Below are 22,841 nucleotides of genomic sequence, written 5' to 3'. Positions count from 1 at the left end.
TCTGCTCCTTAGTTTAGGTTCATTCTTTAACCAAGTGAATAAAAGACGGGTTTTATTAGTTATTGTTTAAATATCGGAGCTGCGACATCAGATTTGATCGATAAAAAGAAGAGCCTCAATTAAGAGACTCCTACAAAGTTTGTGCCTTTTAGGTTATATAAATCGAATAATTGCCGCATCCGCTCCATATATAGATTCTGCAAGTGTAACCTCTTAACTCCCAAGTCATAGCCAGCAAAGATATCTTCAAGTTCTTGCTGCGTGTAGAAGAGTCTAATAAATACTTCCTCCTCCTCAGTGGCAAATCTAATATTCTGTTCCTTGTATTCCTGAAGCCTTTGCTCGTGATGTTTCTCAGCCTTTTTCATGATATTTACCTTACGCTTCAGCACATAGTCAGCTTCATTCTCATTTATGATAGGAAAGCTGTAGCATCCCTCAGCTGAATGAAATTGCTTAAGTCCAATAAAGAGAGCAATACATAACTTCACGCTCTGCATCCCCTTCTTTAACCTTTTGATCGACCTTTATATTAATCGTTTTCCAAAATTTTATTTCAATCCAACCGTTATCAAAACAGCGGGAGAGGAAGGCTTTTAGACATTTCAATCGTGTTAATTTGGTTTGATTGCTTACATTCATACTGTCTAGCCACTTATAGACCGTATCGGCTGTAATATCAGCAACATGGTTTACGTTTGTTCCACTCTGAAAATACTCTACATGGAGGACATAATCGCTTATTGTACGGCTTCTATTCCCGCTCACCTTCATTTGCCTAGTGTTGGTTTCGAGAACATCAGAAACCAACATTGAGTCATCCAAGACCTCAAATTGTTTTATTTTTTCTTTTGGAGCGGTGGAACTAGTACTAGTAATGGTTAATCCATTTAATAATCCCTTTACATCCACATCAACATCTAATAATCCTTTTCTTTTGGTCACAACAAAAAACCTCCTATACCGAAAGTGATATAAGCCAATAACAGGTGTAATTTCTTACGTGACCATTATACTGACCGTTTCACTAAACGATATAGAAGGTTGATTTGACGGGGTTTACTTTGATACGTCCCAGGAGAGATTCGAACTCCCGACCGACGGCTTAGAAGGCCGTTGCTCTATCCGGCTGAGCTACTGGGACATGAAAATCAAATTGTTCTGCTGATCATTTTACCATGATATCAGCGAATTGACAATATAGTCATCCGATAAAAAAGGCCAGCGGCATCAGTTTTCACTCTGATGTCACCAGCTCTTTTTTTGTACGTCCCAGGAGAGATTCGAACTCCCGACCGACGGCTTAGAAGGCCGTTGCTCTATCCAGCTGAGCTACTGGGACAGCTTTTGCTTTATGTATCAGCGACAAGATTTATTATATACAGGTTCAAATCATAAGTCAATATTTTTTTAAAAACTTTTGATGGGGAAGAATGAAATCTCCCCCATCAGTTGTTAAAAACTGATTGTATTCCCCAAGTCCTTCAATTCCCGACCCGTTTCGTCGTAAAATGTCACGGCGCCTTCTCTTTCTGTAAGAGTAAGAATGGCATAGCTTTTCACATTGCGGACTCTCGGAAGACGGATGCTGCCCGGATTAATCAAAAGCTTGCCCCGAAGCTCTTCACTCCCGGCAATATGTGAATGGCCGAAGCAGACGATATCCGCCCCAAGCTCTTCCGCCCGGTAAAAAACAGTTAAAAGTGACTGTTTAATGCCGTGAAGATGCCCGTGAACGGCCAGAATTTTCTTTGAACCGGCGTCCAGAAGGAGTTCATCCTGAAACCCGCCGCCAAAGTCGCAATTGCCTTTTACCGTGTGATACGGCGTAAGCGCCGGATGTGCGGCGTCAAGCTCTGAATCACCGCAATGAATCATCAGATCCGCTTCGTCTTCGTGCCGCTTTGCAATCGTCTCCAGCTCATCTTCAAGGCCGTGACTGTCACTTATTATCAGCACTTTCATTGCATACGCTCCCCCTTATGAATCAAGCAGCTTTGACAGTTTCTTGAGCGCCTCAGCCCTGTGGCTGATTTTGTTTTTCTCAGCGCTTGTCAGCTGGGCCATGGTTTTATCTTTATCTTTTACAATAAAAATGGGATCATAGCCGAACCCGTTATCCCCCTCGGGTCCTTCCGCAATATACCCTTCAACATGACCTTCGACCGTTTTTGTTTCCTGCCCCGGCATGCTGACGGCAAGGGCGCAGCGGAAACGGGCCGTGCGCTGCTCTTTTTCGATGCCTTTTAATTCTGACAGCACCTTGTCCATATTCGCCTTATCATCTTTTGCTTCTCCGGCATAACGGGCCGAATAAACGCCCGGTCTGCCTCCAAGGTTGTCCACCGATAAACCGGAGTCGTCTGCAATGACCATTTTGTTTACGGCTTTTGCCACGGCTTCCGCTTTTAAGATGGCGTTTTCTTCAAAGGTATGTCCGGTTTCCTCAATTTCTTCCGTAAATCCGATTTCCGCCAAAGAAGAGACGCTGTAGCCTTTCGGTTCGAGTATTTCCTTGAATTCTTTCACTTTTCCCTGATTGTGTGTCGCAATAATGGCTTCTTTCACGGTGATCAGGCCTCTCTTTCTTATTTCAGTTCAGGCAATGTTTCTCCCAGCACTTCTTTTTGCTTTTGAATAAGCGTCTGGATTCCTTTTTCAGCAAGGCTTAACAGTCCGTTTAAATCTTCGCGGGAGAATGTGGCTTCTTCGCCCGTCCCTTGAAGCTCTACAAAACGTCCGCTTCCCGTCATGATAATATTCATGTCGACTTCAGCCGCCGAATCCTCTTCATAATTCAGATCCAAAAGAAGGCCTTCTTCTTTATCCATCCCGACAGAAATGGCCGCGAGATAATCTGTCACAGGAGAGGTTTTGATAACGCCGCTTTTTACGAGTTTGCCGATCGCAATGGCCATCGCCAAGAAGGCGCCCGTAATGGAAGCCGTTCTTGTTCCGCCGTCGGCTTGAATGACGTCACAGTCGATCCAGATCGTGCGTTCGCCGAGCTTCTCCAAATCAACGACGGCCCGGAGCGCGCGCCCGATCAGCCGCTGAATTTCCATCGTTCTGCCGGAGACCTTTCCTTTTGAAGATTCTCTTATCGTTCTTTGATTCGTCGCGCGGGGAAGCATACTGTATTCCGCTGTGATCCAGCCTTTTCCTCCGCCGCGTAAAAATGGCGGCACCCGGTCTTCCACAGATGCATTACAGATGACCTTCGTATTTCCCGCTGTAATTAAAACAGAGCCTTCCGGGTGAGTGATAAAATCCAAATCAAATGTGATAGGGCGCAGCTCATCGTGCTGTCTTCCGTCGTGTCTCATATTTTACCTCCGATTATATGTACATAAACCTTTTGTTCCGGATTGTGAATAAAGAAAGAGGCAGCCGGAACGCTAACCTCTTTTTTACTAGTATATCAAAAATCGCAAATTAAAAACTACCCGTATTCACTTGTGACGGCCTCGAAACAGGTTTTGAAAGGGATTCTCCTTTTTCATTCACCAGTTCTGATTTTCCATTTACTTTTATAGAAACACTTTTGATCGACGGCTGTTCGGTTAACGTGAGAACGATGCTGTCCAGTACGCCCGATGATACCATTTTTGTTTTTTCGTCGGCGCTTCCGTAAATAGAGCTGTTAAAGTCCAGTGTAACCTGGCCGTCTTTCACTTTCGGCTTGCTGAGAAGCTTAACATCGTTATTAAAGTCCGTCAAAAGCCCGCTTGCTTTGCCCGGTCCGTCAGCGAGCTGTTCAACGGCAGCGGTGATGTCATTTGTTTCCGAATTGTCAATCCGCTTTGTGACAGGCACGTAGTATTCGCTTGTCTCTGTTTCCGCCAGATAATATACAGTCAGCGGATGGGTGTCTGTCAGATCATTCACTCCGGCCGTTTCAATATTAATCCCGTCTTTTCTGCTTAAGTCGCCCGTAATCGGCGTGCCGCCCACAGGCATTTCTTTCAGCTCGTGCCCGTTGATTCTGATTTTGACTTTATCTATTGAGCTGAATTGGGTAAGCGTCCATGTAATCGATTGCAGGATTTTTTGTTCGTCTTCTTTTTTATAGTTTTTAAATTCCTTCGAAAAATCAGCGACGGCAGTGCCGTCTTTTTTAATATCGACATTTACCGTCGTATCCGCAGGGAGCACCGCTCTGAAGCCGTTCGGCAGGATTTCTGACACAGGCCCTCCCTGAACCAAATACTCAAGGGCCTGCTTTGCGGTTCCCTCACTGTTCGGAAGAGGCAGTGTCTGTGCTGCGACATAGCCGTTTTTATCAATCAGATACAGCTCTCGCATGACTGTATTGGCCGGCTGGTCGGCTTTAGAAGTGCCGTTTTTCTCTGACTGCTTTGGTTTTGCCTGAATTCCCGCTTCATCCTTTACATATGAAATGTCTTGAGGCGGGTCAATTTCCCCGGCTGTTTTATCGGATTGAAACAAACCGCATCCAGATAACACAAAAGCCGAAGTAAGACATGTTGCAGCAATGACTGCAGGTCCTTTTTTCAGCATACTTTTCCCTCCTAAGGCTGTTTGTACTATGATGTATACGAGCCCTGTCCGGGAAATAGACCGGGAAGCGCAAAAAAACCCGCCGTAAACAGCGGGTTTTTTGATTTATTTTCTGACCGGCTCTTGAAGGGAGATGCACTCGACATGGCCGATTTCGTGGCCGAACCAGTCTTCGGCAATTTTTGCGAAGCCGTTCCGCTCTCCCGTTGTAAGAAATTGATGCTCCGGTGCATGTTTCGATTGGTTTAACAAACCTTTATAAGACAAGATGGTGCTCACTTCTCTCGCCGTCTCGTCTCCGGAGGAAATGATTTTCACATGCTCCCCCATATAGTTCTGAATCGGATCTTTTAAAATCGGATAATGCGTACATCCTAAAATCAAGGTGTCAATTGATGTACCTTTTAAAGGCTCAAGCGATGCTTCAACCGCTTCCTCCGCTGATTCCTGAAGAAACCGTCCGCTTTCTACAAACGGCACGAGCAGCGGACAAGCCGTGTTCTCAACTTGAAGTTCTGCGTTTAACCCGAGCAGCGCCTGCTCATACGCTCTGCTTTTAATGGTATTGACCGTGCCGATGACGCCGATATGCTGGTTTTTCGTGACCTTTATCGCCGTTCTCGCACCCGGCTGAATGACGCCGACAACCGGAATATCCGTTTTGCGCTGAATATCCTCCAAGGCAATGGCTGTGGCCGTATTGCAGGCGATCACGAGCATTTTGATATGGTGGTTTTCCAGCAGGTAATCGGTCATTTCCCACGTGTATTGAAGAACTTCTTCTTCAGGACGCGGGCCGTACGGGCAGCGTTTTGTATCTCCCACATAGATGATATTTTCCTTCGGTAGCTGTCTCATGATTTCCTTAGCAACGGTTAACCCGCCAACCCCGGAATCAATGACTCCTATCGGCTGTTCCAACAAAATCGCCTCATTTTCTTTTCATTTCATGCTGCAGTTTCAATAATGATTTTTCGAAAGCGGCTGTTTCTTCTTCGGAAAATGTCGCAAACATATCCCGCAAATAAGCCTGTCTTTTCAAAATCACTTCTTGGATAATGCGCTCTCCTTCAGCGAGAAGATGAATTCTGACGACCCGTCTGTCAGCCGGGTCTTTGACCCGCTCGACAAGCTTATTTTTTCCATGCGGTCTATCAGATCCGTCGTCGTGCTGCAAGCCAAATACATTTTGGCTGATAATTCGCCTATTGTCATATCCCCCAATTCATAAAGCCATTGAAGCCCCACGAATTGCGGCGGTGTAATTGCATATTGGTTAAGGATTTCTCTTCCTTTTTGTTTAATGATCGCAGCGATATGGCGGAGTGATTTTTCGATATCCGCAACATGCTCTACAGATTTTGATGTCATTTGTCCATCCCTCACTCAAGGATCTTTCTGGGCTATGCGCTCCGTGTCTATTTTCCTTCTTTTTTTAAGAAAATGCAAGACTGACGGAGAAAAAGGAAAAACCGGGATTTTCACCGCATGCCCATCAGCCCGGGCGCCAACGCAAATAACCGGCTCCTTCTCGAAAAGAAGGAAAACCGGCAAGAATCAGAGCTCTAGCTCACCCATTCTAAGAAGCTCGACAACAGCTTGCGAACGCCCTTTCACACCTAACTTCTGCATGGCATTTGAAATGTGATTCCGTACAGTTTTTTCACTGATAAATAGCTCGCTTGCAATTTCCTTTGTTGTCTTGTCTTGAACGAGCAATTCGAATACTTCTCTTTCTCTTTTGGTCAGCAGCGGCTTTGATTGAAAATCTTTCTCCTTCAAGTATTGTAACCCTCCTTGCTAAGGTGAGAGCGAATCTGAAACGAATGGGTTTATATAGTCAAGATATCATATGTAAAGGGCGCTTCGGAGGTGACGTCTCTTAGAGAAATAGTTATCCGTTCAGGCGAGCAGAATGCCTTTCTCCCGCTCCGTCCAGCTGACCGCTTTGCCGCTTTTCTTCGACACTTGAACCATAACGACGGAACCTGTAAAGCACGGCAGGCCCGACTCATTTTCTCCAAGGTAATGAAGGGTGACGGACGCATTTCCGGCAGCGCTTGCTTTCACATAAATCCGCAGATTTTCATACGGCATCACCTGACGCATATAGTCGCACTGCTGGCTTGCGACGACCGTCATCGTTTCCGAGTTTTGCGCCGTTATGCCCCGCTGTTTAAAATAAGCGATCCGTGCTTCTTCAAAATAGATGAAAGGGGTTACATTATTCATATGGCCGAACATATCCGTTTCTGAAAAACGAACCGATACTTCAGTAAAGAAAGAAAACGACTGTCTCCATTCTTCAAACGGAATATCAATATATTGCGGTTGTTTCATCATCTTCAGCTCCTTATAAAAAAACCTCTCCCGTACGGAAGAGGCTCTTTTTCTCTTTCTTATACTCTGTCGCTTCCGAAGAAATTACGGAATGCTTGTAAATTGGTATCTCTGTTCAAAGCAGCGATTGAAGTCGTAAGCGGAATGCCTTTCGGGCAGGATTGCACACAGTTTTGTGAATTCCCGCAATCTCCGAGGCCGCCGTCTGTCATTAACGCTTCTAAACGTTCTGCTTTGTTCATCGCGCCCGTCGGATGGGCGTTAAACAGACGGACTTGCGACATCGGGGCAGGCCCCATGAATTTCGACTTGCTGTTGACGTTCGGGCAGGCTTCGAGGCAGACGCCGCATGTCATGCATTTAGACAATTCATATGCCCACTGGCGGCGTTTTTCCGGCATTCTCGGCCCCGGCCCCAAATCATAAGTCCCGTCAATCGGCACCCATGCTTTCACTTTTTTCAGTGAATCAAACATTCTGCTGCGGTCAACCTGAAGGTCACGGACAACCGGGAATGTTTTCATCGGCTTCAGACGGATCGGCTGTTCCAGCTTATCAATCAGCGCCGTACATGACTGGCGCGGTCTCCCGTTGATGACCATGGAGCAGGCGCCGCATACTTCTTCAAGACAGTTCATGTCCCATGCGACCGGAGTGGTTTTCTCTCCTTTTGCATTCACGGGATTTCTGCGGATTTCCATCAGGGCGGAAATCACGTTCAGATTCGGGCGGTAATTGATTTCGAATTCTTCATCGTATGGCGCGCTTTCGGGCGTATCCTGACGTGTAATGATAAACCGTATCTTTTTCTCACTCATGATTATTTCGCCACCTTCTTCTTCGAGTAGTCGCGTTTACGGGGCGCAATCAGTGATACATCGACATCCTGATATTCAAATTCCGGAGCTTCAAACGGACCGGCATGTTTAGCCATCGTCGTTTTGAGCCACTCATCGTCATTTCTTTCAGGGAAATCCGGTTTATAGTGCGCTCCCCGGCTTTCATTTCGGTTATATGCGCCGAGCGTGATGACTCTGGCAAGCTGAAGCATATTGGAGAACTGGCGGGTGAACATCGCCCCTTGGTTGCTCCATTTTGTCGTATCGTTGATATTGATTTTCTTAAAGCGTTCCATCAGCTCTTGGATCTTGTCATCCGTTTTCAAAAGTTTGTCGTTGTGGCGGACCACCGTGACGTTGGCCGTCATCCATTCTCCGAGCTCGCGGTGAAGCACGTAGGCATTTTCGTCGCCGTCCATCTTCATGATATCGGCCCATTTTTCTTCTTCTTTTTTCACATAGGAATCAAATAATGAAGAAGACAGGTCTTCCGCTGATGTTTCAAGTCCGGAAACATATTTCACCGCATTCGGTCCGGCCACCATTCCTCCGTAGATGGCGGAAAGCAGAGAGTTCGCCCCTAAACGGTTTCCTCCGTGCATTGAATAATCACATTCTCCCGCCGCGAACAGTCCGCGGATGCTTGTCATCTGATCATAATCAACCCACAGTCCGCCCATTGAATAGTGAACGGCAGGGAAAATTTTCATCGGAAGCTTGCGCGGGTCATCGCCCATGAATTTTTCATAGATTTCGATAATGCCGCCAAGCTTAACGTCAAGCTCTTTCGGATCTTTGTGCGACAGATCGAGATACACCATGTTTTCTCCGTTGATGCCGAGTTTCTGATTCACGCACACGTCAAAGATTTCACGTGTCGCAATATCCCGCGGCACGAGGTTTCCGTAAGCCGGATATTTTTCCTCAAGGAAGTACCAAGGTTTTCCGTCTTTGTACGTCCAGACTCTTCCGCCCTCGCCGCGCGCCGATTCACTCATCAGACGCAGTTTATCGTCCCCCGGGATTGCTGTCGGGTGAATTTGGATAAATTCGCCGTTTGCATAATAAGCGCCCTGCTGATAAACGATTGATGCGGCAGATCCCGTGTTGATCATGCTGTTTGTTGATTTTCCGAATACGATTCCGGGTCCTCCCGTCGCCATAATAACGGCGTCAGAACGGAATGACTCGATTTGCATATTGGTCAGATTTTGGGCTACGATACCGCGGCACGTGCGCTCATCGTCAAGAACGGCGCCGAGGAATTCCCAGCCTTCGTATTTTGTGACGAGACCCGCCACTTCATATCTGCGCACCTGCTCGTCCAGTGCGTAAAGAAGCTGCTGACCCGTCGTCGCTCCCGCGTATGCGGTTCTGTGATGCTGTGTACCCCCGAAACGGCGGAAGTCCAAAAGCCCTTCCGGCGTTCTGTTAAACATAACCCCCATGCGGTCCAATAAGTGGATAATGGACGGCGCCGCTTCACACATCGCTTTTACAGGAGGCTGGTTTGCCAAAAAGTCGCCTCCGTATACCGTGTCATCAAAATGCTCAAACGGAGAGTCTCCTTCCCCTTTTGTGTTGACAGCTCCGTTTATCCCGCCCTGCGCGCAGACCGAGTGAGAGCGTTTGACCGGAACGATGGAAAACAATTTAACGGCCGTGCCTGATTCCGCTGCTTTAATTGTCGCCATGAGGCCGGCAAGACCCCCGCCGACTACGATAATGCTTGATTGACTCATGATAGCCCCTCTCCCTCTAGTAATCTAGTTCTCTTACACAAACGCAAAAATCGCTTTTAAACCTACATATGAAAGCGCTAAAAATATAATCAGCGTCACGTAAGTCGAAATTCTTTGAGAACGCGGCGTGACCGTGATCCCCCATGTGACCGCAAAAGACCATAAGCCGTTTGAAAAGTGAAAAATGACCGATAAAACGCCTACAATGTAAAAGCCGAGCATAAACGGCGAGCTCAGAATATTCGCCATCATATCGAAGTTGACTTCAGCGCCCATCTGCGCGGCAATCCGCGTCTGCCATACATGCCAGCTGACGAAAATAAGGGTGAGAATACCAGTGACACGCTGAAGCACAAACATCCAGTTTCTGAAATAACTGTAGTGGCCAGCGTTGTTTTTCGCAGTAAATGCTATGTACACACCGTAAACCGCATGATAAATTAAAGGTAAGAAAATAATAAAAATTTCTAACGCATACCTGAACGGCAGACTGTCCATAAAGCCGGCCGCCTTGTTAAACGCATCCGCTCCCCTTGCGGCAAATTGGTTGACGACTAAATGCTGGATCAAAAAGATGCCGACCGGAATAACACCGAGCAAGGAATGCAATCTTCGAAAATAAAACTCTCTGTTCCCAGACATTACTTTACCCCCTGTTTGATTTAAGTGCGAAATGTACTAAAATCTCTGCCCCCACTTCGTTTCAATTGTAAGCACTTTATTAAAATTTATTGACAATTTCATTTTACTCCTCCCTCAAAAGGGCGTCAAGAAAACGTGTACATAAATTATAATTTTCGGAATTGATTATCTGGAGGGAAAATTTTATTTTCCTGCGATATCTTTCTCACATTTTTTCGCGTGTTTTATAGGATCATCCTGTAATCCTCCCCCCTGTTTAAGCTATAATAAACGAAGGAGAGAGGGGAATACATAATATGAAGAATAATTATGAAGCAGCTTTAGAACCTTTAACTGAACTCGACGTCAGCGCATACGGCTACGAATTAATCCGGGAAATCGTGCTTCCGGATATCCTCGGCCCGGATCATTCATCGATGATGTATTGGGCGGGAAAACGCCTCGCCCGCAAATTCCCTCTTCAATCGTGGGAAGAAATCCCCGCCTTTTTTGAAAAAGCCGGATGGGGAACTTTGACAAACGCAGGATCAAAAAAACAAGAATTGGAATTTGAACTGGAAGGACCGCTCGTGTCCAACAGGCTCAAACATCAGAAAGAGCCTTGTTTCCAGCTTGAAGCCGGTTTTATAGCCGAACAGATTCAATTGATGAACGATCAGATTGCAGAATCTTATGAACAGGTAAAAAAGAGAGCGGATAAAGTCGTCCTGACCGTAAAATGGGATATGAAGGACCCTGTATAATTGAAAAAAGGCGGTGACTCCAAGTCCCGCCTTTTTTCCTGCCCGTTTATACGGCAGACGGCTGTTTAGAAAGCTCAAACGCGTCATGAAGCGCTTCGACCGCTTTCACCATATCATTTTCGCTGACAACCGCTGATACTTTTATTTCGGATGTGCTCACCATTTTGACTTGTACATTTTTTTCCGCCAGTACGGCAAACATGTCCGCGGCGACGCCGGGATTTGAAACCATGCCCGACCCGACAATGGAGACTTTCGCCAGTTTTCTTTCGGTTTCAATTTTTTCATAGTCAAGCGCGTTTTTATATTCTTCAAGCACGGCGACCGTTTGCGCGGCATCTTCCGTTTTCACCGAGAAAGAAATATCCGCTTCCCCATCATCCGACTGTGTCTGAATAATGATGTCAACGTTGATGTTTCGTTTTGCCAGCGCAGTGAAGATTGTTGAAAGTGTTGTCAATCCGCTTGCAAGGCCCGTGACGGACACCCTCGTGATCTGGTCTTCAAATGCAATTCCTCTGACGATTAAATTCTGCTCCATTGATGATTCCTCCTCAATTAATGTTCCGGCTTCATGCTCCGTGCTTGACCGCACTTCTAAAGGCACTTGGTAGTTTTTCGCGAACTCAACCGCCCGCGGGTGAAGAACACCCGCTCCGAGATTTGCAAGTTCCAGCATTTCATCATAAGAAATCCCCGCCAGTTTTCTCGCTGACCGGACATACCGCGGATCTGTCGTAAATACGCCCGGAACATCTGTATAAATGTCGCATTTATCCGCTTCCAGCGCTGCTGCAAGAGCGACCGCCGTCGTATCGGAACCGCCCCGTCCGAGCGTCGTGATGCCGCCGTCTTCCGTTACGCCCTGAAAACCGGCAACGACTGTAATTTTGCCTTCTGCAAGCTGCGAACGAATCGCCGTGATATCAATATCCGTAATTCTCGCATTGCCGTGAACGGCTTCCGTGCGGACACCCGCCTGCCAGCCCGTATAAGAGACGGCGTCATATCCTTTTTCCTGAAGCGCCATGGCCAAAAGCGAAATCGTGACCTGCTCCCCCGTAGACAAAAGCATATCCATCTCGCGTCTGCTTGGTTCAGATGTGATTTCAGCCGCGAGGTTAACGAGCGCGTCGGTTGATTTTCCCATTGCCGAAACGACGACTACGACATCATGGCCTTTTTGCTTTTCAGCAATGGCGCGATTTGCGGCATTTTGAATTTTTTCGGCAGAGCCGACGGAAGTGCCTCCGAATTTTTGTACGATAAGACCCATACTAGACCACCCTTTACATTTTGGTTCGTGCGGGTGAGGAGAAAAGAGCGTTTTGTCCACAATAAAAAAAGCAATGAGAGGAATAGCTCTCATTGCTTTTTCATATCAGTACGATTGATTATGAACAACGAGATAGCCCTCCAAGAAAATGAATTCTTGACAGCCTTACATTTATTTAATGCAAGGCCAGCAAATCACACCGATGGGATGTGATACACTTCGGCGACGCTCCCCTTTCAGCCTTTTTCGCAGAATCCATCATTCTCCAAAGGCTTACTATTGAAGTTCGCACCTCTATCTTCACCATATAACACGATCTTATGAAATTAGTTCACATTCTAGCAGATTTTTCAGGAAAGCACAATACTATTTTTTCAATTTTTCAAACAGCAGCTGGGCCGCCGCGGCCGGGACACCGGCTTTTTTGATATCGTCAAGGCTTGCTTCCTTCATCTTTTTGACAGATCCGAAATGTTTTAAGAGCATTTTTTTGCGTTTTTCGCCGATTCCGGGGATATCATCCAGAACGGATTGAAAGACGCTTTTTCCCCGGATCTGTCTGTGAAAGCTGATCGCAAAACGGTGAACTTCGTCCTGAATGCGCTGAAGCAGGTAAAACTCTTGGCTGTTCCGCTCCAGAAACACCGGTTCAAGCGGGTCGCCGATCAACAGGTTCGATGTCCGGTGTTTATCATCTTTCGCCAATCCCGCTACCGGGACATCAAGGCCGAGCTCATTCTCGAGCACGTCGCGCGCCGCGTTAATCTGCCCTTTTCCGCCGTCAATGATGATTAAATCCGGCAGCGGAAGGTTTTCGCGGAGCACCCTCGTGTATCTTCTTCTGACGACTTCCCTCATTGAGCCGTAATCATCAGGCCCTGTTACGGTTTTAATTTTATATTTGCGGTATTCCTTTTTATTCGGTTTTCCGTCTATAAAGACAATCATGGCCGATACGGGGTTTGTGCCTTGAATATTGGAGTTGTCAAACGCTTCAATCCGATGCGGCGTGTAAATATTCAGTGCGTCGCCAAGCCGTTCGGCTGCACCGATTGACCGTTCCTCATCCCGCTCGATTAACGAGAATTTTTCCCGCAGGGCGATTTTCGCATTTTTGTGCGCAAGCAAAAGCAGCTCTTTTTTCGGGCCTTTTTTCGGCTGATGCACGGCGGTTTCCAACAGCTCGCTGATCATGTCCCTGTCAACGCTGTCAGGCACCAGAATTTCCTTAGGCAGAAAGTGATTGTTTTTGGAATAGAACTGGCCGATGAAGGTCAGAAACTCTTCATCCGCTTCCTGATACATCGGAAACATGCTGACATCGCGTTCGATCAGTTTTCCTTGGCGTATAAAAAAGACTTGGACGCACATCCAGCCTTTATCGTAGGCATATGCAAACACATCGCGGTCCAGAAGGTCATTCATGGTCATTTTCTGCTTCTCCATCGTCGATTCAATGTGAGCAAGCTGGTCGCGGAATTCTTTAGCCCGTTCAAATTCAAGCTTTTCGGCCGCTTCTGCCATTTTCGCTTCAAGCTCTTTTTTGATTTCGTTATGCCCTCCCTTTAAAAAACGGGTGATGTCTTCAACAATCTCCCGGTTTGTCTCCTCAGATATATCCTTTACACATGGAGCGAGGCATTGTCCGAGATGATAATAAAGACAGACGCGGTCCGGAAGCTTTGAGCATTTCCTGAGCGGGTAAAGGCGGTCCAGCAGTTTTTTCGTTTCCCGCGCCGCCTGCACATTCGGATACGGGCCGAAATAGCGTCCTTTGTCTTTTTTGACATTCCGGGTGACAATCAGCCGAGGATGGCGTTCATGGGTGATTTTAATAAAAGGATAGGTTTTATCATCTTTCAGCATGACATTGTATTTCGGATCGTATTTTTTAATCAGATTCATTTCCAAAATAAGCGCTTCAAGATTGGAGGAAGTCACGATATATTCAAAGTCCTCAATCTCCGTCACAAGCCGTTGGGTTTTTGCGTCGTGAGAACCGGTGAAATAAGACCGCACCCTGTTTTTCAAGACTTTCGCTTTCCCCACGTAGATGACTGTTTTTTGACGGTCTTTCATTAAATAACAGCCCGGCTGATCGGGAAGGAGGGCCAGCTTTTCTTTCAGTTGTTTATTCATACGTTACCCTTCCTTACATTCATTTCTCGTGTCCATTCAGTGTATCACGAACATTTGTTTTTCTCCATTCTCAGCTTTTGGAAGATCAAAAAAAGGCGATTCCCTTTCAAAGGAATCGCCCTGCCGTAACGGAAGCTTTCGGCTTACAGATGTTTGTTTACAAGCTCTTCAAGAGCTTCTTTCGGTTTGAAGCCGACAGATGTTTCAACGACTTCTCCGTCTTTTAGCACGAGAAGTGTCGGGATGCTCATGACGCCGTATTTACCGGCAGTTTCTTGGTTTTCATCCACGTCGATTTTGACGATTTTCAGTTTGTCTCCCATTTCTTGATCAAGCTCTTCAAGAACGGGCGCGATCATTTTACAAGGTCCGCACCAAGGAGCCCAGAAATCAGCCAATACGACACCTTCACTTGTTTCAGCTGAGAACGATTGATCAGTTGCTTTTACGATAGCCATTTGTTATTCCTCCAATTGTCAAATGATGATTTTTAGTATAGCATCTCCCATTCGTTCATGCTAATTTAATGCTTATATTATTTTCTCCCGAACCCGCCGGAAATAATCTTATTTATACAGTGTATTATAACCGGGCGGCGGGCGTTCAAAACTTAAGATGGACCCGCAGGCAGCGTGATTAATACAATCGCCATCGGAGGAAGCTCCGCCTCAAGTTTTCCTCCTTTTTGAGCAAACCCGGAAAACGGCTTCGGTTTGACGTTTTCCGGACTGCTGAATGTATTGTGGGCATTCATTTTTTCCGCGTGCAGAATCGTTCCCGAAGGCGTCCCTGTCTTTTTCATGCCCCGCAGTTCAATCTTCACGTCAGCTTTGTGCAGATGATCGATATTGCAAATGCTGATATGTATGTCTCCGTTTTGCTGTTTGGACGCTGAAATGCTGACTTGCGGGAGCCGGCCGTCATTCCATTCGTACCCGGCTGCATTTGTTTCTGCCGCCAAAAGAGATGCGTCCTGGTGCACCTTAAACATATCAAACACATGATACGTCGGCGTCAACAGCATATCGTTCCCTTCTGTCAGGATCATTGCCTGAAGCACGTTGACGGTTTGCGCGATATTGGCCATCTGTACGCGGTCTGCGTGCTGATGAAAAATGTGAAAATGCGCGGCGGCGACAAGGGCGTCGCGGATCGTATTCTGCTGATACAGAAAGCCCGGATTCGTGCCCGGCTCAGGGTCAAGCCACGTGCCCCATTCATCAATGATCAGCCCGACTCTTTTTTCGGGATCGTACTGATCCATGATGGCACTGTGCCTTGTGATCAATTCATCCATATGCGCCGCTTTTTTCATCGTGATGAACCATTCATCTTCCGTAAACTCCGTCGCTGATCCTTTCCCCTTCCAGAAGTCGCCCGGTATTGTGTAATAATGCAGGCTCAGCCCGTCCATGAGATCAGCGGCTTTTTTCATTAAAATTTCAGTCCAGCGGTAATCGTCGACATTCGCGCCGCCGGCAATTTTATAGATTTCATTACCGCTGTAATTGCGGACATAGGTTTGAAAGTTTCTGTAAAGGTCGGCATAATACTCAGGATGCATGTTTCCGCCGCAGCCCCAGTTCTCATTTCCTATTCCGAAATATTTCAGCTTCCACGGTTTTTCCCGCCCGTTTTCTTTTCTCCAGTCGGACATCGGCGTGCCCGCTTCAAACGTCATGTATTCAATCCAATCAGCCATTTCTTTAACCGTTCCGCTGCCGACGTTTCCGGCGATGTACGGTTCGCATCCGAGCAGTTCACAAAGCATCATAAACTCGTGCGTGCCGAATTCATTGGAATCAATCGTCCCGCCCCAATGGGTATTCAGCATGGTTTTGCGTTTCCCTACGCCGTTTGCCCAATGATATTCATCAGCAAAACAGCCGCCCGGCCATCTGAGGACGGGAATCTGAAGCTGCTTGAGGGCGGCGGCGACATCCGTCCTGACCCCTCCGGTATTCGGAATATCGGAATCTTTTCCGACCCAGATGCCCTCATATATGCCTCTTCCCAGGTGTTCCGCGAAATGTCCGTATATGTTTTTATTAATGGTTCCCCGTGTGATATCAGTTTGAATGACTGCCGTATTGTGAGACAAACTTGATCATTCCTTCCCCTTAATAAGAATGAAAGCACTACAGCCGATCTATCTGGGATGTATGCTGTATGGATAAGTTTGTAAGCGCTTTACAAAAGCTTATTACATTGGTTCGTACATGTCAATCTGTTGTTTTATTAATCTATAATTTGTACGAATCAATTAACACAAACCAAAACCCTCTGACAAATAAGCCAGAGGGTTTTGATTATGAATGAATATTGGCATTTTTAAATTCCTGGGTCAGAAGCGGAACCACTTCGAACAAATCGCCGACAATTCCGTAGTCCGCTATTTTAAATATTTCCGCTTCCGGGTCTTTGTTAATGGCAACGATGACCTTACTGTTTGACATGCCCGCCAAATGCTGAATCGCTCCGGAAATGCCGCAGGCGATATACAAATCCGGCGTGACGACTTTTCCCGTCTGGCCGATTTGAAGAGAATAGTCGCAGTATTCCGCGTCACACGCGCCGCGCGAAGCGCCCACCGCTGCTCCGAGCACCTCGGCAAGTTCTTTTAACGGTTCAAATCCATCTTTGCTTTTTACACCGCGGCCGCCTGCTACGATAATTTTCGCTTCTGATAAATCCACGCCGTCCGCCGTTTTTTTGACTACTTCTTCAATGACCGTCCGCAAATCTGCCGGAGGCGCCGCAAGCTCTTCAATATCACCCGTCCGGTTCGCGTCTTTTTCTAATGCCTGAATATTATTCGGACGAATTGTCGCCAGAATGAAAGGATCGGTTGAAATCACCTGTTCAAAGGCTTTGCCGGAATAGATCGGTCTTGTAAAAACGATGTTATCTCCGGTAACGCTTACATCCGTGCTGTCTGAAATCAGCCCCGTTTCAAACCGGGCCGCAAGCTTAGGTGACAAATCTTTTCCCATAGAAGTGTGGCCGAAAATGACCGCATCAGGCTTTTCATTTTCGATCAAATCCCCGAGAACCGCGGCATATCCGTCCGCCGTATACTGAGAAAGCCCCGGCGAATCGGCCGTAAATACTTTGTCGGCGCCGTACTGAATGAGTTCTGATGGCTGCATCAGCCGCGCCCTTTCCCATCAGCACGCCGATGACATCTCCTCCGCCGGAAATGGTTTTGCCTGCGGCTATGGCTTCAAAGGTGACGTTCCGTAAGGCGCCGTCACGAATTTCTCCGAGTACGATCACTTTTTTTTCCCATTCTGACATCCCCCAGTTTCTTTAATATCAGTTTATACGACTTTGGCTTCTTTTCTCAGCAGTGACACAAGCTCTTTCGCCTGCTCAGCGGCTTCTCCTTCGATCAGTCTGCCCGCTTCTTTTTGCGGCGGCAGAAAACGTTCGATCGTTTTGAGCTTCGGTGCGGCATCATCTTCATCAATGCCGAGATCATCGAGCTCAAGTTCTTCCAGCGGTTTTTTCTTCGCCTTCATAATGCCCGGAAGCGACGGATAGCGCGGCTCGTTTAAGCCTTGCTGTGCCGTGATGACTAAAGGAAGTGAGGTTTTAATGATTTCGGTATCCCCTTCGTTGTCTTTCTCTGCCACAGCTTCATCGCCGCTGATTGTCAGTTTTGTAATCGTTGTGACGCAAGGAATGTTCAGCAGTTCGGCAAGCCTTGGAGCCACTTGGCCGGAACCGCCGTCAATCGCGACATTTCCGCCGAGAATCAGATCATATTCCCGGTCCTTGAAATAATGATATAAGATAGTTGAAACGGAGTATTGGTCAGGATCGCTCAGATCATCTTCAATATTGATTAACACCGCCTGGTCACAGCCCATCGCAAGGGCGGTTCTCAGTTCTTTCTCCGCATCTTCTCCGCCGACGGTTACGGCGGTCACGGTTCCGCCGTGCTCTTCCTTCAGCTGAATGGCTTCTTCAATGGCGTATTCATCATACGGATTAATGATAAATTCGGCCCCGTCCTCCTGAATCTTTCCTGCTTCAATGACGATTTTCTCTTCTGTGTCAAACGTCCGTTTCATCAGTACAAATAGATTCATATTCTTATCCCCTTTATCTTCGCCCACCGAATTGAGGCTTTCTTTTTTCGAGAAATGCCTGAATGCCTTCTTTTGCGTCATCTGATGCAAATGCTTCCCCAAATCGCTTTGCTTCAAGCTTTAAGCCGCCGTCATAAGAATAGACCTTGTTTGAATAAAGGAGCTCAAGCAGAGAAGCCATCGACTGCGGGCTTTTTTCCGCAAACTTGCCCGCGAGCGTTTTCGCTTTTTGCAGCAGCTCTTCCTCATGTTCGGCGCCTATCGTGACAAGACCGAGGCTGAGCGCTTCTTCTCCGGTCACAGGTTCTGAAGTGCCGATCATTTCAAGCGCTTTCGCCGTACCGACGTACCGGGGAAGCCGCTGCGTCCCGGCAAAGCCCGGAATAATGCCGAGATTCAGCTCGGGCAGGCCGAGCTTTGCATCCAATGTTGCGATTCTGATATGGCAGGCCATGGCAAGCTCAAGGCCGCCGCCGAGCGCAGCGCCGTGAATCGCCGCGATAACGGGCTTCGGAAACCCTTCAATTCTTTCCATCAGCTGCTGGCCTTTATCCGCCATGGCAGAAGATTGCTCAAGATTTTCAAGCGACGTAAATTCCTTTATATCGGCGCCCGCCGAGAAAAATTTCCCCTCTCCGCGAATAATGATGCTTCTGACACTGTCATCTGTTTCACAGCGGTCGAACAGACCGGACAACTCATCTAAAACCGCACCGGACAGCGCGTTGGCCGGCTGATGATTAATGGTGATCACCGCAACAGATTGTTCTACCGCCATCGAAAGGCTGTTCATCCGTCAACCCCCTTTAGTTTTGATGAATCCCTGACACCAACAGCTCCAATACCTTGTCTGACAAATCCGGAAGATCATATTTCTGATCGTTCATCACCCATGTTGTCACTGTTTCATCTATCGTCCCGAATATCATCTGCCGGGCGAGGCGGACGTCGAGATTATCTTTCCATTCGCCCGACTCGATTCCTTCGGTCAAAATGGTGTCCAGCATGTTTAAATAACCTTTTAAAATATCATTGATTTTCAGGCGCAGCTTGATATTCGACTGTCTGAGCTCAAGCTGGGTTACAATCGCGAGGTGGCGGTCATTGCCGAGCAGTGTGAAATGGCTGCTTAATAACGAGAGCGAGTTTTTCTTTTGCCGTCGTTTTTTCTTTCACTTCTTCTTCCATGCGTTCAATGAACTGGCCCATCTTTTCTTTAAAAAGAGAAATGAGTATATCCTCTTTGTTTTTGAAATATAAATAGATGGTGCCGTCCGCAACGCCGGCCTGCTTGGCGATTTTGGACACCTGTGATTGGTGATAGCCGTTTTCCGCTATGACTTCTACTGCTGCATCAATAATTTGCATATACTTTGGCCGTTTCTGGTTCAATGTCATCGTTCCTTCCTTCGATAAATGAATGACTATTCATTCATAACTTCATGATAAAAAGGAATCCGGATTTTGTCAAGTTTTTCTTTTAAGGCACCTTGTTTTCATGGGAAGCATCTTCCTCTTCGACTAAACGCCTTCTTAATATTTTTCCGACGGCCGTTTTCGGAAGCTCTTTTCTGAATTCGTACAGCTTCGGGACTTTGTACGGCGCAAGCCGCTCTCTTGCAAACGCATCAAGCTCATCGGCATCTGCCTCGGCGCCTTTTTTCAAAACGATAAATGCTTTCACCGTCTCCCCTCTGTAGGAATCAGGGACGCCCGCTACGACGATTTCCTGAACGGCTTCATGCTCATAAAGCGCCTCCTCCACCTCCCGGGGGTAAATGTTATATCCGCCGGCAATGATGATGTCTTTTTTCCTGTCGGCGATGTAGAAAAATCCTTCCTCATCCATATATCCCATATCTCCGGTAAACAGCCAGCCGTCTCTGATGACACGCGCCGTCTCCTCCTGCTTATTCCAGTATCCTTTCATGACCTGAGGGCCTTTTACGATCAGCTCGCCGTGTTCATACGGCTCCGCAAGCCCGCCTTTTTCTTCTGAATAGATTCCCGCATCGGTATTGGGCCAGGGACAGCCGATGCTGCCGGGTTTATTTTTTCCCCAGATGAAGTTTGAATGGGTAACCGGTGATGCTTCGGATAATCCGTAGCCTTCCACAAGCTTTCCTCCGGTCACTTTTTCAAATTTCTGTTTGACCTCAACCGGCAGTGCCGCTGAACCGCTCGGACAGCTTTCAATGGAGGACAAATCATACTTATTCAGCTCCGGATGATGCAGCAGCCCGATGTAAATCGTCGGCGCCCCGGGGAAAACCGTCGGCTTCAGCCTGTCGATTGTTTTCAGGGTATCAAGAGGATTGAATTTAGGAAGAAGGATCATTTCACATCCCTGCATAATGGAAAAATTGAGCACGGCGGTCAATCCGTACACATGAAAAAAAGGCACGATGCCGAGCACCTTTTCGGCTCCCTTTTTCATTTTGTACATCCAGGCGGCGCACATTTCTGTATTGGCCTGAATGTTTCGGTGTGTGAGCATGACGCCTTTCGGATAGCCGGTTGTTCCGCCCGTGTATTGAAGCACGGCGATGTCATGCGCAGGGTCAATATCAAATGGCTCTGCTTCCTCCGCTTTTTCATTTTTTAAAATATCCGCTAATTTGTGAATTTGTTCGCAGCCCTCATAATCAATATGCACCTGTTGTTTTTGCGTGAGCGTATAAAGCATATTTTTCGGAAACGGCAAAAAGTCTTTTATACTTGTTGTAATAATGCGTTCGACGAGTGATAACGTTTTCATTTTTATCACTTTCGGAAACAGCATATCGAGGGTGATGATCACGCGCGGCGCACTGTCTTTCAGCTGATACTCAAGCTCGTGTTCCGTGTAGAGAGGATTGGTCTGAACGACAATGCCGCCGGCAAACAATACGCCGTAAAAAGCGATGACCGACTGCGGACAATTGGGCAGCATAATGGCGGCTCTGTCACCTTTTTTCAGGCCTGTTTTGCGTAAAAAAGTGGCTAGCTTTAATGAATCTGTGAGAACGTCTTGGAATGTGAGTTTTTTTCCGAGAAAATAAATGGCGGTATGGTTCGGGAATTGAGCTGCGGAGTTTGTCAGATTGGATGGCAGGGTTTGATCGGTAAATTCAAGCTCATGCGGAATCTCTTCGGGATATTGAGAAAGCCATGGCTTTTCAGACTGCATAATACCTCTCCCTTCTGTTTTCCTATACGCTATTATTATAGCAGAAGGGTGATTGGAATGGGAAAGCGTTTCATGTGAAATTTCGAGTTTCGGGAGGTGTTGAGTTTGCTGGAAACGCTGCATTTTGAAGAGGGAGTTCCTATCCTGCGCCAGCTGCCGAAGCCGTTTACGTCGGCCGCCTTTTTGCTCCATCCCTTTGTCCGGATGCCGGATGGTCGGGAAGAGCAAAAGCGCAAACGGCCTTATGAATATATGTATCCGAGTGATGAGGAGATCATCGCGATGGGCAGACCCGTTTCCTGGCAAACCGTCATGAGCATTTGCGGCCTGCGTTCTGAAAAAGAAACGGCGCTTGCGCTTATGACTGCTGTCATGGCATTGCGGGAGGAATATGCACATCCTGAATCCGCCGAGCGGTTAAATCGGCTCCATCATCCCGATCTGTACTTGCCGAGCGATGATGTCACTTCGCCATTTTTGATTCCGGGACTTTTGGATGTGTTCCGTTCAAAAGGCATAAAGCGCTGCACTTATTATGAACCTGTCGAAGAGAAAGGCATATTTTCACTCAATCAAACGGCGGCTTCGGATGTATGCGGACTGCTGCGGGCTGACATGATCATTGCCGATGAAAAACGGCGCGCCGCTTTTATGAGCATATATGATTCTTTTACGACACTCTTTCTTATGGAAGATCAAGACATACAGTCTGTCGTCCGCGCCATGAATTGGGAAGCCGTCATTTGCTCTGATACGGCCTGCATAAACTGGTATTCTCAATAAAAAAGGCCGCCGATTTTAGTTCGGCAGCCTTTTTTCAGTATTAAGATGTCATGACCAGATAAATAAGTCCGATGAACAGAAAAATCCCCGCTGCCGACAGCAGCACTTTCGCAAGCTTCTCCATTTTTCCCCGTCCCCTTAAATCCCGGCGGCCACCACAAATGACAGGCCGACTGAGATGACAAATGAAATAAAGCCGACAGCTCTGTTATCTTTTTCAATTTCTTTATCAATTTTAAACCGGGGCGTCAGAAATTCAAAGATAAAATAGCTGATTAAAAGCATAATAAATCCGTATACGCCCCAGCCGATCATTTGCAAAAGCGAATTATGCTGGGCGATGCTGTGCTGAAAGACATTTGCGATACCGAGAATTTTCCCTCCGGTCGCCATTGCCACCGCAAGATTGCCTTTTTGGATTTCCACCCAGTTTTTATAGGATGTCACCAATTCAAACACGGTCAGAAAAATGACGAGACACAAGACGGCCACACTGTAATAAGCCGCGATTTCAACAAGCTCATTTTCCCAAAAAGCATTCATGACGTTTTCT

General features: G+C 47.0%; 22 protein-coding genes, 2 tRNA genes, 3 pseudogenes and 1 riboswitch. Of the genes and pseudogenes, 2 read left to right on the top strand and 25 right to left on the bottom strand.

Features of this window, described 5'->3' with window-relative positions; all coding sequences use genetic code 11:
* Positions 1-119: 119 nt before the first annotated feature.
* The 15 genes and pseudogenes from MJQ52_RS18000 to sdhC form a co-directional block, all read right to left on the bottom strand.
* Positions 120-491 carry a hypothetical protein gene (locus MJQ52_RS18000; protein WP_017418303.1) on the bottom strand — a complete coding sequence of 124 codons (372 nt, stop codon included), beginning with the start codon at positions 489-491 and terminating at the stop codon, positions 120-122.
* On the bottom strand, positions 457-945 hold the full coding sequence (locus tag MJQ52_RS17995; protein WP_050556567.1) for a hypothetical protein: 489 nt from the start codon (positions 943-945) through the stop codon (positions 457-459). Before MJQ52_RS17995 ends, MJQ52_RS18000 begins: the two co-directional genes overlap by 35 nt.
* A 125-nt stretch (positions 946-1,070) precedes the next feature.
* Positions 1,071-1,144: transfer RNA gene (locus tag MJQ52_RS17990), tRNA-Arg, on the bottom strand.
* Positions 1,145-1,268: 124 nt separating this feature from the next.
* Positions 1,269-1,342: transfer RNA gene (locus MJQ52_RS17985), tRNA-Arg, on the bottom strand.
* 113 nt (positions 1,343-1,455) lie between these two features.
* Entirely contained in the window at positions 1,456-1,965 is a 510-nt protein-coding gene (locus MJQ52_RS17980; RefSeq protein ID WP_071181914.1) for a YfcE family phosphodiesterase, read from the bottom strand.
* Positions 1,966-1,980: 15 nt separating this feature from the next.
* Positions 1,981-2,577, bottom strand: coding sequence for an XTP/dITP diphosphatase (locus MJQ52_RS17975; RefSeq protein ID WP_087920775.1), 597 nt, complete (start codon positions 2,575-2,577; stop codon positions 1,981-1,983).
* 11 nt (positions 2,578-2,588) lie between these two features.
* The gene (rph, locus tag MJQ52_RS17970; RefSeq protein ID WP_007612934.1) at positions 2,589-3,326 is read right to left on the bottom strand and encodes a ribonuclease PH; all 738 of its coding nucleotides are present in this window, start codon (positions 3,324-3,326) and stop codon (positions 2,589-2,591) included.
* Between the two features lie 109 nt (positions 3,327-3,435).
* A complete protein-coding gene (locus MJQ52_RS17965) occupies positions 3,436-4,521 on the bottom strand; it encodes a GerMN domain-containing protein (protein WP_014418573.1) in 1,086 nt (361 codons plus the stop codon).
* A 105-nt stretch (positions 4,522-4,626) separates the two neighbouring features.
* Positions 4,627-5,445 carry a glutamate racemase gene (gene racE / locus MJQ52_RS17960; protein WP_012118125.1) on the bottom strand — a complete coding sequence of 273 codons (819 nt, stop codon included), beginning with the start codon at positions 5,443-5,445 and terminating at the stop codon, positions 4,627-4,629.
* A 7-nt stretch (positions 5,446-5,452) separates the two neighbouring features.
* A pseudogene (locus MJQ52_RS17955) lies at positions 5,453-5,892 on the bottom strand (MarR family winged helix-turn-helix transcriptional regulator).
* 186 nt (positions 5,893-6,078) lie between these two features.
* Positions 6,079-6,303 (bottom strand): spore germination transcription factor GerE, encoded by a 225-nt coding sequence (gene gerE, locus MJQ52_RS17950; protein WP_003152579.1) that lies wholly within the window; start codon positions 6,301-6,303, stop codon positions 6,079-6,081.
* A 120-nt stretch (positions 6,304-6,423) separates the two neighbouring features.
* On the bottom strand, positions 6,424-6,861 hold the full coding sequence (locus MJQ52_RS17945; protein WP_012118126.1) for an acyl-CoA thioesterase: 438 nt from the start codon (positions 6,859-6,861) through the stop codon (positions 6,424-6,426).
* A gap of 59 nt (positions 6,862-6,920) precedes the next feature.
* The gene (gene sdhB, locus MJQ52_RS17940; protein ID WP_003152575.1) at positions 6,921-7,679 is read right to left on the bottom strand and encodes a succinate dehydrogenase iron-sulfur subunit; all 759 of its coding nucleotides are present in this window, start codon (positions 7,677-7,679) and stop codon (positions 6,921-6,923) included.
* A 2-nt stretch (positions 7,680-7,681) separates the two neighbouring features.
* Complete coding sequence (gene sdhA / locus MJQ52_RS17935; protein WP_003152573.1) at positions 7,682-9,442, bottom strand: succinate dehydrogenase flavoprotein subunit; 1,761 nt, start codon at positions 9,440-9,442, stop codon at positions 7,682-7,684.
* Between the two features lie 33 nt (positions 9,443-9,475).
* On the bottom strand, positions 9,476-10,084 hold the full coding sequence (gene sdhC / locus MJQ52_RS17930) for a succinate dehydrogenase cytochrome B558 (RefSeq protein WP_003152571.1): 609 nt from the start codon (positions 10,082-10,084) through the stop codon (positions 9,476-9,478).
* Between the two features lie 296 nt (positions 10,085-10,380).
* Here sdhC and MJQ52_RS17925 point away from each other — a divergent pair, with 296 nt between their 5' ends.
* Positions 10,381-10,827, top strand: coding sequence for a YslB family protein (locus tag MJQ52_RS17925; RefSeq protein ID WP_077722664.1), 447 nt, complete (start codon positions 10,381-10,383; stop codon positions 10,825-10,827).
* Between the two features lie 46 nt (positions 10,828-10,873).
* Here the strand turns inward: MJQ52_RS17925 and MJQ52_RS17920 are convergent, their stop codons facing one another.
* The 9 genes and pseudogenes from MJQ52_RS17920 to MJQ52_RS17880 all read right to left on the bottom strand — a co-directional run bounded on the left by MJQ52_RS17920 (position 10,874) and on the right by MJQ52_RS17880 (position 21,505).
* Entirely contained in the window at positions 10,874-12,103 is a 1,230-nt protein-coding gene (locus MJQ52_RS17920) for an aspartate kinase (protein WP_032873773.1), read from the bottom strand.
* A gap of 125 nt (positions 12,104-12,228) precedes the next feature.
* Positions 12,229-12,408, bottom strand: a riboswitch (Lysine riboswitch).
* A 61-nt stretch (positions 12,409-12,469) separates the two neighbouring features.
* The gene (gene uvrC / locus MJQ52_RS17915; protein ID WP_071391533.1) at positions 12,470-14,242 is read right to left on the bottom strand and encodes an excinuclease ABC subunit UvrC; all 1,773 of its coding nucleotides are present in this window, start codon (positions 14,240-14,242) and stop codon (positions 12,470-12,472) included.
* A gap of 143 nt (positions 14,243-14,385) precedes the next feature.
* Positions 14,386-14,700, bottom strand: coding sequence for a thioredoxin (trxA, locus tag MJQ52_RS17910; RefSeq protein ID WP_003152560.1), 315 nt, complete (start codon positions 14,698-14,700; stop codon positions 14,386-14,388).
* Positions 14,701-14,852: 152 nt separating this feature from the next.
* A complete protein-coding gene (locus tag MJQ52_RS17905; RefSeq protein WP_094247681.1) occupies positions 14,853-16,343 on the bottom strand; it encodes an alpha-N-arabinofuranosidase in 1,491 nt (496 codons plus the stop codon).
* Positions 16,344-16,551: 208 nt separating this feature from the next.
* A pseudogene (locus MJQ52_RS17900) lies at positions 16,552-17,539 on the bottom strand (electron transfer flavoprotein subunit alpha/FixB family protein).
* A gap of 23 nt (positions 17,540-17,562) precedes the next feature.
* Positions 17,563-18,336 carry an electron transfer flavoprotein subunit beta/FixA family protein gene (locus MJQ52_RS17895; protein ID WP_094247679.1) on the bottom strand — a complete coding sequence of 258 codons (774 nt, stop codon included), beginning with the start codon at positions 18,334-18,336 and terminating at the stop codon, positions 17,563-17,565.
* 13 nt (positions 18,337-18,349) lie between these two features.
* Positions 18,350-19,129 (bottom strand): enoyl-CoA hydratase, encoded by a 780-nt coding sequence (locus MJQ52_RS17890; protein WP_003152548.1) that lies wholly within the window; start codon positions 19,127-19,129, stop codon positions 18,350-18,352.
* Positions 19,130-19,142: 13 nt separating this feature from the next.
* Positions 19,143-19,728 (bottom strand): annotated as a pseudogene (locus MJQ52_RS17885) (TetR/AcrR family transcriptional regulator).
* Between the two features lie 88 nt (positions 19,729-19,816).
* The gene (locus tag MJQ52_RS17880; protein ID WP_094247678.1) at positions 19,817-21,505 is read right to left on the bottom strand and encodes an AMP-binding protein; all 1,689 of its coding nucleotides are present in this window, start codon (positions 21,503-21,505) and stop codon (positions 19,817-19,819) included.
* 105 nt (positions 21,506-21,610) lie between these two features.
* Here MJQ52_RS17880 and MJQ52_RS17875 point away from each other — a divergent pair, with 105 nt between their 5' ends.
* On the top strand, positions 21,611-22,288 hold the full coding sequence (locus MJQ52_RS17875; protein WP_094247677.1) for a DUF2711 family protein: 678 nt from the start codon (positions 21,611-21,613) through the stop codon (positions 22,286-22,288).
* A 138-nt stretch (positions 22,289-22,426) separates the two neighbouring features.
* Here the strand turns inward: MJQ52_RS17875 and MJQ52_RS17870 are convergent, their stop codons facing one another.
* Complete coding sequence (locus MJQ52_RS17870) at positions 22,427-22,831, bottom strand: DUF350 domain-containing protein (protein ID WP_003152541.1); 405 nt, start codon at positions 22,829-22,831, stop codon at positions 22,427-22,429.
* Positions 22,832-22,841 lie beyond the last annotated feature (10 nt).

Source organism: Bacillus sp. jun7, from assembly GCF_051034795.1.
Taxonomy (GTDB): domain Bacteria; phylum Bacillota; class Bacilli; order Bacillales; family Bacillaceae; genus Bacillus; species Bacillus velezensis.
The sequence above is the reverse complement of the archived record's forward strand: the minus strand, read 5'-3'. Positions and strand labels throughout refer to the sequence as shown.